The 13802-nt window shown below is 61.1% G+C and carries 15 protein-coding genes; 8 read left to right on the forward strand and 7 right to left on the reverse strand.

Features of this window, described 5'->3' with window-relative positions; translation table 11 throughout:
- The coding region (locus MPJ51_RS15395; RefSeq protein WP_298388551.1) for an NAD(P)-dependent oxidoreductase at positions 1-299 on the forward strand (299 nt) is incomplete at its 5' end.
- Here MPJ51_RS15395 and MPJ51_RS15400 read toward each other — a convergent pair.
- Positions 296-874, reverse strand: coding sequence for a thymidine kinase (locus MPJ51_RS15400; protein WP_298388553.1), 579 nt, complete (start codon positions 872-874; stop codon positions 296-298). The two genes, MPJ51_RS15395 and MPJ51_RS15400, sit on opposite strands and share 4 nt — an antisense overlap.
- Before the next feature lie 365 nt (positions 875-1239).
- Here MPJ51_RS15400 and MPJ51_RS15405 point away from each other — a divergent pair, with 365 nt between their 5' ends.
- The gene (locus tag MPJ51_RS15405; protein ID WP_298388604.1) at positions 1240-1701 is read left to right on the forward strand and encodes a hypothetical protein; all 462 of its coding nucleotides are present in this window, start codon (positions 1240-1242) and stop codon (positions 1699-1701) included.
- Between the two features lie 136 nt (positions 1702-1837).
- On the opposite strand, the gene MPJ51_RS15410 is transcribed toward MPJ51_RS15405, so the two are convergent.
- Together MPJ51_RS15410 and carB are read right to left on the reverse strand one after the other, a co-directional pair.
- On the reverse strand, positions 1838-2962 hold the full coding sequence (locus MPJ51_RS15410; RefSeq protein WP_298388555.1) for a beta-ketoacyl-ACP synthase III: 1125 nt from the start codon (positions 2960-2962) through the stop codon (positions 1838-1840).
- Positions 2963-3108: 146 nt separating this feature from the next.
- On the reverse strand, positions 3109-6453 hold the full coding sequence (carB, locus tag MPJ51_RS15415; RefSeq protein WP_298388557.1) for a carbamoyl-phosphate synthase large subunit: 3345 nt from the start codon (positions 6451-6453) through the stop codon (positions 3109-3111).
- Positions 6454-6630: 177 nt separating this feature from the next.
- Here carB and MPJ51_RS15420 point away from each other — a divergent pair, with 177 nt between their 5' ends.
- The 4 genes from MPJ51_RS15420 (at position 6631) to aspS (ending at position 10883) form a co-directional block, all read left to right on the forward strand.
- Complete coding sequence (locus MPJ51_RS15420) at positions 6631-7758, forward strand: aminodeoxychorismate synthase component I (protein ID WP_298388559.1); 1128 nt, start codon at positions 6631-6633, stop codon at positions 7756-7758.
- Complete coding sequence (locus tag MPJ51_RS15425; protein ID WP_298388561.1) at positions 7713-8360, forward strand: aminotransferase class IV family protein; 648 nt, start codon at positions 7713-7715, stop codon at positions 8358-8360. The genes MPJ51_RS15420 and MPJ51_RS15425 overlap by 46 nt, the downstream gene beginning before the upstream one ends.
- Complete coding sequence (locus MPJ51_RS15430; RefSeq protein WP_298388563.1) at positions 8357-9028, forward strand: CPBP family intramembrane glutamic endopeptidase; 672 nt, start codon at positions 8357-8359, stop codon at positions 9026-9028. The genes MPJ51_RS15425 and MPJ51_RS15430 overlap by 4 nt, the downstream gene beginning before the upstream one ends.
- Before the next feature lie 79 nt (positions 9029-9107).
- Complete coding sequence (gene aspS, locus MPJ51_RS15435; protein WP_298388565.1) at positions 9108-10883, forward strand: aspartate--tRNA ligase; 1776 nt, start codon at positions 9108-9110, stop codon at positions 10881-10883.
- Positions 10884-10952: 69 nt separating this feature from the next.
- Here aspS and MPJ51_RS15440 read toward each other — a convergent pair whose 3' ends face one another.
- Together MPJ51_RS15440 and MPJ51_RS15445 are read right to left on the reverse strand one after the other, a co-directional pair.
- Positions 10953-11084, reverse strand: coding sequence for a hypothetical protein (locus MPJ51_RS15440; RefSeq protein WP_298388567.1), 132 nt, complete (start codon positions 11082-11084; stop codon positions 10953-10955).
- Position 11085: 1 nt separating this feature from the next.
- Positions 11086-11799 carry a response regulator gene (locus MPJ51_RS15445; RefSeq protein ID WP_298388569.1) on the reverse strand — a complete coding sequence of 238 codons (714 nt, stop codon included), beginning with the start codon at positions 11797-11799 and terminating at the stop codon, positions 11086-11088.
- 135 nt (positions 11800-11934) lie between these two features.
- Here MPJ51_RS15445 and mce point away from each other — a divergent pair, with 135 nt between their 5' ends.
- Positions 11935-12339 (forward strand): methylmalonyl-CoA epimerase, encoded by a 405-nt coding sequence (mce, locus tag MPJ51_RS15450; protein ID WP_298388571.1) that lies wholly within the window; start codon positions 11935-11937, stop codon positions 12337-12339.
- Positions 12340-12341: 2 nt separating this feature from the next.
- The gene (locus MPJ51_RS15455; protein ID WP_298388573.1) at positions 12342-12617 is read left to right on the forward strand and encodes a DUF1467 family protein; all 276 of its coding nucleotides are present in this window, start codon (positions 12342-12344) and stop codon (positions 12615-12617) included.
- Here MPJ51_RS15455 and MPJ51_RS15460 read toward each other — a convergent pair.
- Together MPJ51_RS15460 and MPJ51_RS15465 are read right to left on the reverse strand one after the other, a co-directional pair.
- A complete protein-coding gene (locus MPJ51_RS15460) occupies positions 12596-13312 on the reverse strand; it encodes an EI24 domain-containing protein (protein ID WP_298388575.1) in 717 nt (238 codons plus the stop codon). The two genes, MPJ51_RS15455 and MPJ51_RS15460, sit on opposite strands and share 22 nt — an antisense overlap.
- Positions 13309-13802, reverse strand: a 494-nt coding sequence (locus tag MPJ51_RS15465; RefSeq protein ID WP_298388577.1) for a nitroreductase family protein, incomplete at its 5' end; no start/stop codon positions are given. The genes MPJ51_RS15465 and MPJ51_RS15460, both read right to left, overlap by 4 nt.

A 13802-nucleotide genomic window follows, 5' to 3' on the forward strand; every position in this document is an offset into this window, starting at 1 on the left:
ACGCAAAAGTGCTGGAGGCAATGAATCCTTCAGCCATCCTGATCAACATCGCACGTGGAGAGGTGGTGGACGAGGCCGCCTTGATCTCTGCCCTCCAAACCGGGCAGATCGCAGGTGCCGGGCTGGACGTCTACGAATTCGAGCCCGCCGTTCCGCAAACCCTGCGTGACATGGAAAACGTGACATTGCTGCCGCATCTGGGCACCGCAACCGAAGAGGTGCGCACCGATATGGGGCATATGGCATTGAACAATGTCGCGGCCTTTGTCGCCGGACGCCCTCTGCCGAACCCGGTCTAGCTGCCCACAGCCTCGCGCCAGTGTCTGCGGCAGAGCGAGACATAGGTCTCGTTTCCGCCAATCTGCACCTGCGCGCCTTCGGTCAGCGGGTTGCCGTTTTCGTCCTGCCGGATCACCATTGTGGCCTTACGCCCGCATGCGCAGATGGTGCGCACCTCGCGCATCTCATCCGCCAGCGCCAGCAGGGTGGCCGAGCCTGGAAACAGCTTGCCCCGGAAATCCACGCGCAGCCCGTAGGCCAGCACCGGAACGCGCAAATCGTCCACCGCACGGGCCAGTTGCCAGACCTGATCTTCGGTCAGAAACTGCGCCTCATCCACGAAAACGCAGGCCAGTGATTCCCGCGCCAGCCGATTCTCGATCATGTCGAACACGTTATCGGTGGGGTGAAAGATGTCGGCCTGCTCGGATATCCCGATCCGCGAGGCGATCCGCCCGGACCCGGCCCGGCCATCAATGGCCGCCGTCATCAGATAGGTCTTCATGCCGCGTTCGCGATAGTTATGCGACGCCTGCAGCAACACGGTCGATTTGCCCGCGTTCATGGTGGAATAGTTGAAATACAGCTTGGCCATGTCGCGGGTCTAGAACGCACGGACGCGCGGGGCAAGCCATCAGTTTGCCGGACGAAAGCCAAAGGAAAGCGGCGCCGCTGCTGCAAACAGACAGGGTCGAGCAGATGCTCTTGGGGATGGAGAACCCCGTTTTCACAACAGCGGCACCTTGGCCAACATGAGGCCATTAACGGCAGGGCTGAATACTGCCCCACTACCACTCATTACCGGCACGAACGGCCGCCACTCACTCACAAAGTCCCTGCATATCCGAGGGATAGTCAATTTATGCCATTTCAATTATGAATCGAATATGGGAAATTTTCCTACCCATTCCCCTGCACGGACAGGCGGGGGACAAAAGTACAGGTAACAAAGGGAGCGTTATGGCAGATATCGGGGCCTATCTGAAAAAGCATACTGAAGCATTGGTTAAGGATGTCGGAATCGAAGCCGCGTGCGAGATTACGGGGAAATCCAAAGCCACCTTGGGGCGCTATTATTCCGACAATGCGGAACATTCCGACCGGTTTATGCCGGTAGATGCCGTGGCACGGTTGGAAAATGCATCATCTTATCCGCATGTGACGTCGGCATTGGCGGATTTACGCAACATCACGTTGTCTTATGACGGGCGCAATTCGGACAGCCCACGCACCGGCGGCGTGAACTCCGACGTCATCGCATTAAGCCAGCGGTTCGCGATGTTGATGACCGAATATCAGGCCGCCATCGAGGATGGAATCATCACCGTCAACGAAGCCAAACGCCTGTTGAAAGAGACCAGCCTGCTGCAACAGGTGCTGATCGAGATGAAATTGCATCTGGAAGAGGAAAGCGTAAGCTGAAATCCGCCGCTCGGCCCCCGGAAACTTTGATGGTTTCCGGCCCGATCGCAGTGAATGACATCAGATGCGCTGCAGGGGTCGTTTTTCCTGTTCCTGCCCTGTGCTGAAACTGAAACGGCTGTTCCGTGACCGACCGTTACCCGTGCCGTTTGACGATCACCGACCCCACCGAATACCCCGCGCCGAATGAGCAGATCAGCCCGATATCGCCAGTCTGCAAATCATCCGAATATTTCGAAAAGGCGATGATCGACCCGGCCGAGGACGTGTTGGCGTAATCCTGCAGGATATTGGGCTGCTCGCCCGTTTCCGGTTCGCGGCCCAGAACCTTTTTGCCGATGAAATCATTCATCGTCTTGTTCGCCTGATGCAGCCACAGGCGTTTCAGATCATTGCTTTCCACGCCTTCGGCCTGCATGTGATCGCTGATGTGTTTGCTGACCATCGGCAGCACTTCCTTGAACACTTTCCGGCCGTTTTGCATGAACTGCATGTCCCGCCGATCAATCAGCCCGTCAGGGCGCGAGCGTCTGAGGAACCCGTTGTTGTTCCGGATATTGTTGGAGAACTCTGTGGCACAACGGGTTGAGAGGATCTCGAAATGCGGGCCTGTGGCATCGTCGATCCGTTCGATCAACGTGGCGGTGGCCACGTCGCCGAAAATGAAATGACAATCGCGGTCACGCCATTCCAGATGGCCCGAGCAGATCTCGGGGTTCACTACCAGCGCCGCCCGGACCGAGCCCGACCGAACCATATCCGCCGCCGCCTGTATTCCGAACGTGGCCGAGGAGCAGGCCACGTTCATGTCAAACCCGAACCCCTTGATCCCCAGCGCCTGCTGAATCTCGATGGCGACGGCCGGATAGGCCCGTTCGTGATTGGACGCGGCGCAGATCACCAAATCCACATCCGTTGCCTGACGACCGGCCTGCGCCAGTGCCTTTTGACAGGCGTCCACCGCCATTTCGGTCATGATGCCGGGCTCGTCATCGCTGCGTTGGCGCAGGGCGGGATGCATGATGTCAGGGTCCAGCACCCCGGATTTGTCCATCACATAGCGGTTTTCGATGCCTGATGCCTTGACGATGAACTCTTCCGAGGAATGCTGCATCGGTTCCATTTGTCCGGCGGCAATGGCCTCGGCGTTTTCAGCGTTCTGGCGGTCGGCATAGGCGTTGAAAACCTCAACAAGCTCCGCATTTGTGATGACGTTCTGCGGCGTGAAAACTCCGGTACCGGTGATGGCGGGCGTATACATGATGGGTCCTGAATGTTTTGATCCGAATAAAATGCAGTCACAACGGCGTTTGATCAAGACAGGGTGACCCAAGGGAACTGGTGCGGCAGGCCACAAAAAAAGCCCCGGCATCAGGGCCGGGGCTTTGAATTGTGATCTTTTGGGGCTTAGCCCTGCAGGGATTTCACCGCGACGTCCTCTTCGGCCTGCGCCTTGATCGCCAGGGCGGCGGCATTTGCCGCGGCGGCGGTGGTAAAATACGGGATCTTGTCATAAAGCGCGATGGAACGGATGGCCTTGCTGTCCTCGACCGCCTGTGCGCCTTCGGTGGTGTTCATCACCAGCTGCACCTGACCGTCCTTCAGCATATCGACCACGTCCGGGCGCCCTTCATAAACCTTGTTCACCACCTCGCAGGCCACGCCCTGATCGGCCAGCCAACTTTGCGTGCCGCGGGTCGCAACCAGGGTAAAGCCCTGTCCCACCAGCACCTGCGCGGCCTCAAGCATCGCCCGACCCTTGTCCGCATCCTTGATCGAGATAAAGGCCCGGCCCGAGGATGGCAGCACCATACCCGCGCCCATCTGCGCCTTGAGGAAGGCGCGGGGGAAGTCGCGATCCCAGCCCATCACCTCACCGGTTGAGCGCATCTCGGGGCCCAGAATGGTGTCGACGCCGGGGAAGCGGGCAAAGGGCAGCACGGCCTCTTTCACCGAGAACCACGGCATGTTCGGATCGGCCAGTGTCATCTGGTCGGCGATCTTGGTGTCGTCCACCGTCTTGTAGGGCGGGCGTTTGGGGAAGTTTGCCAGTTTCTCACCCGCCATGACGCGCGCAGCGATAGATGCAATGGCGCTGTCGGTCGCCTTGGCCACGAAGGGCACGGTGCGGCTGGCGCGGGGGTTGACCTCGATCAGATAGATATCGCCATCCTTGATTGCAAACTGCACGTTCATCAGGCCGACAACGTTCAGCGCCTTGGCCAGCTTGTGGGCCTGATCTTCGATCTCGGCCAGAATGTCCTTGGACAGCGAATAGGGCGGCAGGGAACAGGCGCTGTCGCCCGAGTGCACGCCAGCCTCTTCGATATGCTGCATGATGCCCGCGACATGGACGTCCGTGCCGTCACAGAGCGCATCCACGTCCAGTTCGACTGCACCGGCCAGATAGCTGTCCAGCAGAACGGGGCTGTCACCCGAAACCACCACGGCCTCGTTGATATAGCGTTTCAGCTGATCCATATCCCGCACGATTTCCATCGCACGACCGCCCAGCACGTAAGAGGGGCGGATCACCAGCGGGAAGCCGATCTCATCTGCGATGGCCAGCGCCTGTTCGTCAGTCGAGGCGATGCCGTTGCGGGGCTGTTTCAGACCCAGATCGTTGACCAGCGCCTGGAACCGTTCGCGGTCTTCGGCAAGGTCGATGGCGTCCGGCGTGGTGCCGAGGATCGGAATGCCTTCGGCCTCAAGCGCGTTGGCCAGTTTCAGCGGGGTCTGACCGCCGAACTGAACGATCACACCGTGCAGCGTGCCGTTTTCCTGTTCTTTCGTCAGGATTTCCATGACGTGTTCGAAGGTCAGCGGTTCGAAATACAGTCGATCCGAGGTGTCATAGTCGGTCGAGACCGTCTCGGGGTTGCAGTTGACCATGATGGTCTCATACCCCGCCTCGGTCAGGGCGAAACAGGCGTGGCAGCAGCAATAGTCGAACTCGATCCCCTGACCGATCCGGTTCGGGCCACCGCCGAGGATGACGACCTTTTTGCGATCACTCGGACGCGCCTCGCATTCGACCTCACCCATCATCGGGGCCTCATAGGTCGAGTACATATAGGGCGTCTGCGCCTCGAACTCAGCCGCGCAGGTGTCGATGCGTTTGAACACGGCGTTGACGCCAAGGTTGCGGCGGGCGCGGCGCACATTGTCTTCATCGCGGCCGGTCAGATTGCCCAGACGCGCATCCGTGAAGCCCAGCATTTTCAGCTTGCGGATACCGTCCTCGGTTACCGGCAGGCCGTCTTTACGGACCTGACGCTCGGCCTCGATGATTTCACGGATGCGGGCGAGGAACCACGGGTCGAACTTGGTGACGCCGAAAATCTCGTCATCGGTCAGACCGTGACGCATGGCCTGCGCGATGGTGCGCAGACGGTCGGGGGTCTGCTGGCTGATTGCCTTGATCACGGCGGCCTTGTCGTCGGCCTCGTCCCACACACCCACGTTCAGGCCGGGGATTTCAACCTCATCAAAGCCGGTCAGGCCCGATTCCATCGACGCCAGCGCCTTTTGCATCGATTCGTGGATGGTGCGGCCAATGGACATCGCCTCACCCACCGATTTCATCGCGGTGGTCAGGTAGGGTTCGGAACCGGGGAATTTCTCGAACGCGAATTTCGGGATTTTGGTGACAACATAGTCGATGGTCGGCTCGAACGAGGCGGGCGTGACCTTGGTGATGTCATTGTCCAACTCATCCAGCGTATAGCCCACGGCCAGTTTCGCGGCGATCTTGGCAATCGGGAAACCGGTTGCCTTGGAGGCCAGCGCCGAGGACCGCGACACGCGCGGGTTCATCTCGATCACAACCATACGGCCATCGACCGGGTTGATCGCCCATTGCACGTTCGATCCGCCGGTTTCGACGCCGATCTCGCGCAGCACGGCAATCGAGTGATTGCGCATGATCTGGTATTCTTTGTCGGTCAGCGTCAGGGCCGGGGCCACGGTGATCGAGTCACCCGTATGCACACCCATCGGATCGACGTTTTCAATCGAACAGACGATGATGGCGTTGTCGGCGGTGTCGCGCACCACCTCCATCTCGTATTCTTTCCAGCCCAGCAGGCTTTCGTCGATCAGGATCTGGCCTACGGGTGAGGCATCCATGCCGGTACGGCAAATGTGGATATAATCCTCGCGGTTATAGGCCACGCCGCCGCCGGTGCCGCCCAATGTAAAGGCCGGGCGGATGATGGCGGGCAGGCCCACCGTCTCAAGGGTTTCCAGCGCCAGCGCCACACCGGCGTCGAGGTCTTTCTTGCCGGTGTCATCCTTGGGCGCCGTCACGATCTCGGCCTTGGGGTTTTCGATGCCTAGACGGTCCATCGCCTCGCGGAACAGGGCGCGGTCTTCGGCCATTTCGATGGCATCGCGCTTGGCACCGATCATCTCGACGCCGAATTTCTCAAGCACACCCATCTCTTCCAGTGCCAGCGAGGTGTTCAGGCCGGTCTGCCCGCCCATGGTGGGTAGCAGCGCGTCGGGGCGTTCTTTCTCGATGATCTTGGCGACCACTTCGGGGGTGATTGGCTCGATATAGGTGGCATCCGCCAGACCGGGGTCGGTCATGATAGTGGCGGGGTTCGAGTTCACCAGAATGACCCGGTAACCTTCTTCCCGCAGCGCCTTGCAGGCCTGTGCACCGGAATAGTCGAACTCGCAGGCCTGACCAATAACAATGGGGCCCGCCCCGATGATCATGATCGACTGGATGTCGGTTCTTCTCGGCATGGCCTTGTTCCTTCGATTGTCCGCGAGTCAGGGCACCGCCCAAGCGCCCAAATTGTCGTGCGTTATAGGGACCACGCGAAAAGGTGCAAGGGGGATCGGAAACCGGGGCGAAATTGCCGCTTTCCTCTCTTTCCCTCGGCGCCGTATTCTTTATACCGCGCGGGACGGCAAATGAGGATGCAGTTGCGTATTCGTTTCGATCAGGGGCCGGCGGGCCGGGGAACCCGGTTCGAACGCCCGTCTCATATCATCCGCGCGGACCGGGCGGAAGACGTGCCCCAGGCTTTGGCGGCGCTGGATGAGGCGCGCGCGGACGGTGCTTGGTTGGCCGGATACGCGAGTTACGAGCTGGGCTATACGCTGGAACCGCGTCTGGCCGAGCGTTTGCCGGAAGGCCGCCGCCTGCCGCTCATGTGCTTTGGTGTCTATGACGCGCCGGATCGGGTTGCGTTGCCGAAACCCTATGGTGGGGTGTCCGGTTTCACCCCCCGCTGGGATGAAGCGCGCTATTCGGACGCATTCCGCGCCGTGCATGACGCAATCGGGGCAGGGGACATCTATCAGGCCAACCTGACCTTCCCGATTGACTTGACCATCACCGGCGACAGTGCCGCGCTTTATGCCGCGCTGGCGGCGGGGCAGCCGGTCGGCCACGGCGCATTGGTGCAGCAGGACGGCCTGCCCGATCTGCTCAGCCGCTCGCCCGAGTTGTTTTTTCGCACCGATGCGGATGGGCAGATCGAGACCCGCCCGATGAAGGGCACCCAACCGCGCAGCGAGGACCCGGCAGAGGATGCGCGTCGCCGCGCGTTTCTGAGCACGGATGACAAGAACCGGGCCGAGAACCTGATGATCGTCGATCTGTTGCGTAACGATATCAGCCGTGTGGCTTTGCCGGGCTCGGTGCATGTGCCCGAGCTGTTCAAGGTCGAAACCTATGCGACGGTGCATCAGATGGTCTCGCTGGTGCGGGCGCAACTGCACAAAGGGGCCGGGCTGTCGGATATTCTGACGGCTTTGTTCCCTTGTGGCTCGATCACCGGGGCACCCAAGATCCGCGCAATGGAGATTCTGTCCGATCTCGAACCATGGCCGCGCGACATCTACTGCGGCACCATCGGCTGGGCGGCACCTGACGGCCGGTCGGAATTCAACGTGGCCATCCGCACCCTGATGGTCGAAGACGGCACCGCAACCCTGAATGTGGGCGGCGGCGTGGTCTGGGACAGCACCGCCCCATCAGAATATGAGGAGGCGCTATGGAAAGCCCGCTTCGCCCGCCACCTGAGCCTGATTTCCGCCTGATCGAAACACTGGCCTTCCGGCCGGGGCAGGGCTTTATTCGGCAAGACCGCCATCTGGCCCGCATGGCCCGGTCGGCAGAGGCGTTTGGCATTCCCTTCGATGTGTCTTTGGCGGTTGAAGCGCTGAATGCGGCTGCGGGCGACGCGCCGCTGCGGTGCCGCTTGACGCTGGATGCTGCCGGGCAGTTTGATCTGACGACGGGCACGCTGATCGCCAACCCGCCCTTCTGGCGAGTGGCCGTTGCCGAGCCGCGCCTAGATGCGGCGGATATCTGGCTGCGCCACAAGACGACCCGTCGCGCGCAGTATGACTCTGCCCGTGCGGGCCTGCCGCAGGGCGTGGACGAATTGCTGTTCCTCAACACCCGAGGGGAACTGTGCGAAGGCACGATCACCAACCTGTTTCTGGACATGCCCAATGGCCGCCGCCTGACCCCTGCGCTGTCCAGCGGCCTGCTGCCGGGCATTATGCGCGAGGAACTGCTGGATCAACACAAAGTGACCGAGGCCGTGCTGACCTTGACCGACCTGCGCAATGCGCGAACCATTCACCTTGGCAATTCCCTGCGAGGGCTGATCCGGGCGGAGCTTGTGATATCGTGACTATTCAAGACGATCGGGCTACGGCCCCGGCAACTCATTTGCGGCTGCGGCTGGAATTCGGGCTGTTTTTCATCGCGGTGCCGGTGCTGATCGCGGTGCTGTTTCCACCCGACTGGATGTTCCCCTCGCTGTTTTCATTCACCGCGCTGGGCATCATCCTGCTGCATGTCACGCCCGGTTTTTCCTGGGCCGAACTGCGCCAAGGCTGGCGCACCTGGTCCTGGGGCGAGGTTGCGGCGTTTACTCTGCTGATGGCCGCAATCTGTTCGGCTATCGTGCTGATAATGCGGCCAGATGCGGCCTTTGGCCTGCTGTTGCACAGGCCAGAGCTACTGGCCATGATCTGGATCGGCTACCCGCTGGCCTCGGCCCTGCCGCAGGAACTGCTGTTCCGGTCACTGTTCTTTCGCCGCTACCATGCGATCCTGCCTGACGGGCGCGCCGCCTGTCTGCTGAACGCTGCGCTGTTTTCGCTGGCGCATCTTATGTATTGGAGCTGGATCGTCGCCCTTATGACCTTTGGCGGCGGGCTGCTGTTTTCCTGGGCCTACCGGCAACGCGGATCGTTTTTCTACGCCGTCCTGCTGCACGCCATCGCGGGCAATATCATCTTTGCCGCGGGCCTTGGTGTCTATTTCTATTCCGGCAACGTGCAAAGGCCGTTTTGACGGTGCGACCTGCCTTGACTTTCCAAGCCTGACAGGGTGTATCGGCGCGACGAATTCTGCGCCCGAAGGGATATGATCCATGCACGCCTATCGCAGCCACACCTGCGCCGCCTTGACCGCCGCCAATGTCGGTGAAACCGTCCGCCTGTCCGGCTGGGTGCATCGGGTGCGAGATCACGGTGGCGTGCTGTTCATCGACCTGCGGGACCATTTCGGCGTGACGCAAGTGCTGTGCGATGGCGACAGCGCGGCTTTTGCCGAGTTGGAGAAGGTGCGGTCCGAGTGGTGTATCCGCATCGACGGCACCGTCAAGGCGCGCGACCCGGAACTGGTGAACCCGAAACTGCCCACCGGCGAGATCGAGGTTTACGTGCGCGAGTTGGAAGTGCTGGGTGCGGCTGACGAACTGCCGTTGATGGTGTTCGGCGATCAGGAATACCCCGAGGAAACCCGTCTGCGCTATCGCTATCTGGACCTGCGCCGCGAGGCGATGCAGCAGAACATGACCCTGCGCTCGGACGTTGTGGCATCCATGCGCCGCCGTATGTGGGATCAGGGGTTCCGGGAATATCAGTCGCCGATCATCACCGCCTCGTCGCCCGAAGGCGCGCGCGACTTTCTGGTGCCCTCGCGCCTGCATCCCGGCAAGTTCTACGCGCTGCCGCAGGCCCCGCAGCAGTTTAAACAGCTGATCATGGTGTCGGGCTTCGACAAGTATTTCCAGATCGCGCCCTGTTTCCGGGACGAAGACCCGCGTGCCGACCGCTCGCCGACCGATTTCTACCAGCTTGACCTTGAGATGTCCTTTGTCGAGCAGCAGGACGTGTTCGACACCATCCAGCCCGTTCTGACCGGAGTGTTCGAAGAGTTTGGCGGCGGCCGCAAGGTCGATCAGGACTGGCCGCAGATTTCCTACAAGGATGCAGCCCTGTGGTATGGCACCGACAAGCCTGACCTGCGCAATCCTATTAAAATGCAAGTGGTCTCCGACCACTTCCGCGATAGTGGCTTTGCGATTTTCGCAAAGCTGTTGGAGCAGGAAGGCACCGAGATTCGCGCCATCCCCGCGCCGACTGGCGGCAGTCGCAAGTTCTGTGACCGCATGAACGCCTTTGCTCAGAAAGAGGGTCTGCCCGGCATGGGCTATATCTTCTGGCGCGATCAGGGCGAAGGGATGGAGGCCGCAGGCCCGCTGGCCAAGAACATCGGTCCCGAACGCACCGAGGCTATCCGTCAGCAACTGGGCTTGGGTGTCGGCGATGCGGCGTTCTTCCTGGGCGGCAAGCCGAAAGCCTTTGAAAAGGTTGCAGGCAAAGCGCGTGACGTGATCGGCGAGGAACTGGGACTGACCGAGAAAGACCGTTTCGCCTTTGCATGGATCGTCGATTTCCCGATCTACGAACAGGACGAGGAAACTGGCGCAATTGATTTCGAACACAACCCGTTTTCGATGCCGCAGGGCGGTATGGAAGCGCTGCAAGGCAACCCTCTGGACGTGCGGGGCTATCAATACGATCTGGCCTGTAACGGGTATGAGCTGGTCTCGGGCGCGATCCGGAACCATAAGCCCGAGATCATGTTGAAAGCCTTCGAACTGGCAGGCTATGGCGAGGATGAGGTCAAATCCCGCTTTGGCGCCCTGTTCAATGCGTTCCACTATGGCGCTCCGCCGCACGGCGGTTGTGCTGCGGGCATCGACCGGATCGTGATGCTGCTGGCCGATGAGGCCAACATTCGCGAGGTCATGATGTTCCCGATGAACCAGCGTGCCGAGGATTTGATGATGGACGCCCCATCCGATCCGACCTCGGATCAGTTGATGGAGCTTGGTCTTCGGATCATCCCGCAGGATTAATCGAAACCGCCCGCCTTGTGCGGGCGGTTTTCGTTTGTGAGCCCTGTATCCCGGCCGAACCCGGAAAACTTACCCGTCAAACGGAACCACCGGCGCGCCGAAACGCTGCCGGTTGGCGCGGATGCTTTGGGCAGCGCGCCGGGTTTTCCGGTAGCCCCAAAGGCTCAGCAGGGTTGCGCTGACGAAGAAAACCGTCGCCATGTCAGATCGCCTCCTGCCGTTGCAGGCGGTTTTGCACCAGCCCGGCGACCCGGGCGGCCTGTGCTGTGACCGGCGCGCCGTGGGCCCGGGACTTGGCCAGTTGTTGCGCTGCTTCGGCCAGCACCGGGTCTTGCGCATCGCGGGCCACGCCGCGCAGAAACTGGGCGGCGTAGTCCAGCGTGCGGTGATCGGTGGAATTGCTTAGCACATCGGCGATGTGAACCATGTCATCCTGATAGGCCAGCGGGTCGGGGCGGATGACATCGTCCCGAACCGTGTTCAATCCGCCGGGGCGGCGATCTTCGGGCAAAAGCTCCAGTATCGAGGTCTGGAAATAGGCCAGCGAGGTCAGCGGTTTGGCCAGAAACCCATCAGCACCCGCGCGCATGGCCAACCCGCGCGCCTCATCATCGCCGGACAGCCCCATGATGACCCCGATCCGGGGCATCGCCACCGTCAGTTCGGCAATCAGGTCGGCGCCAGAGCCGTCCGGCAGCCCCATATCCACGATGATGACCGAGGGGCGGTAGATCTGCAGATGCCGCCGCGCCGATTTCAGGCAATCCGCCCGTCGGATGCGCGCGCCGCTGTGCAGGCACATCAGACGGATGGCGTCGCAGGCATAGCGGCTGTCTTCGACCACAAGAATGGTCTGGCCCAGCAAGGGCCGCAGCGCGGTGGCGGTTGGGGCGGTCAGCGTTCCCGAATCGTCCATGGCAGAACTCCTATTCAGCAGATGCCTCACGCTAGGAACTTCTGGCTAACACCGGGTTAACGCGCGTTTTGGCGCACTTGCCCTTTGCCGGGTCTGCCCCCATAACCCCTGCAACGCATACCAAAGGAGAGCCCCATGATCGGTCGCCTGAACCATGTTGCCATCGCTGTGCCTGACCTTGAGGCCGCCTCGGCGCAATACCGTAACGCGCTGGGTGCCAAGGTCGGTGCGCCGCAGGATGAGCCAGATCATGGCGTTACCGTGGTGTTCATCGAACTGCCCAACACCAAGATCGAATTGTTGTACCCGTTGGGTGAGAACAGCCCGATTCAAGGCTTTCTGGACAAAAACCCCGCGGGCGGCATTCACCATGTCTGCTATGAGGTCGAGGATATCATCGCCGCGCGCGACCACCTGCAAGAGACCGGCGCGCGGGTTCTGGGCACGGGTGAACCCAAGATTGGCGCCCATGGCAAGCCGGTGTTGTTCCTGCATCCCAAGGACTTCAACGGCTGTCTGGTCGAGCTGGAGCAGGTCTGACCATGACGATCACTGCCGCTCTGGTCCTGTTTGCCGTTATCTGGTTTTTGACCCTGCTGGTCATCCTGCCGATACGGATCAAGACCCAAGGCGATCTGGGAGAGATCGTGCCGGGCACCCATGCCGGGGCGCCCGAAGTGCATCACATGAAGAAAAAGCTGTGGATCACCACGGGGGTTTCAGCGGTGCTGTGGGCGATCATCGCCGGGATCATCATCTCTGGCGTGATCTCGGTGCGCGATTTCGATTGGCTCAATCAATTGGAGCCGCGCGAGTAAGCAGTTTCTCCCGATAGTGCGTGGTAGATATGCGTGAAAGTCGCCGCGCCCAGGATCGGGATCACCAGATTGACCAGCGGGATCGACAGCGGGATAGCCATCAGCGTCCCGGCAGCCCAGATGGTGGTGACGTGCTTGGCCCGCAGCTTGCGCGCACCGTCACGTCCCAGCCGCCGCATCGCCGCCAGCGTGAAATACTCTCGCCCCAGCAGGAACCCGTTCATCGCCCAGAAGATAAACGGCGCAAGCGGGGTGAAGATCACATAGAGGATCAGCGCCAGCAGGTTGGCCGCGATCAGCACGCCCAAAAAAGTGACCGTATCGGATAGGGCATCGCCAAAGGACACGCCCGGCACCGCAGGCAGGGTGGGATAGTGCCTGTCTTCGACCGCCTGCGCCACCTCGTCCAGAAACATCGAGGTGATGGCCGAGGCCACCGGCACCATCAGGAATACCGGCAGCACCAGAACCAAAGCAATCCCGGAATAGTTCAGGACGTCATTCAGCCACGGCACTGCACCGATGAAGGGCAGCGAAATCTCATTGCCCGACAGCCAGTTGATCAGCCAGATCGCGCCTGCACAGGCAACGACCAGCAACAGGATCGTCAGGCCGATGCCGCGCCACAGGACACCGCGGAATCTGGGATCTCCGATCTGGCCGAGCGCGGCGAAAAAGGCGTTGAGGATGATCATTCCGCAACCCAACTGGTGATCGCCGCCACATCCGGGCGGGGGCGTTCGGGCGGGGCGACGCTTTCGGTTGCGATATGGATCAGCCCGGCGACACGTTCGTTTTCCGCCAGACCAAAGGCCCGTTCACAGAATGTGCGGTCATGGGTTTGCCAGCCAGACAGCCAGTTTGCCCCCCATCCCGCCGCCAGCGCCGCGTTCAGCAGGGCAAGGCAGACGGCGCCTGCGGAATAGGTCTGCTCGATCGCGGGGATCTTGTCTGAGGGTTTCTGAACCTCAATCACCGCCACCGCCAGATGGCCCATGTCGAACTGGCTGCGCGCCTTTGCGATATCCTCGGGGCTTTTGCCCAGCTCGGTCCCGCGTTCTTCGGTCAGATGCGCCAGCCGCGCCATGGCGCCGTTTTCCAGCACGATGAATCGCCAGGGTTCCAGCTTGCCATGATCGGGGCTGCGCGCGGCGGCGGTCAGCAGGGGCAGCAGCTCATCCCGCG

Origin of the sequence: Ruegeria sp. (assembly GCF_028066395.1) — a bacterium.
Lineage (GTDB): Bacteria > Pseudomonadota > Alphaproteobacteria > Rhodobacterales > Rhodobacteraceae > Ruegeria.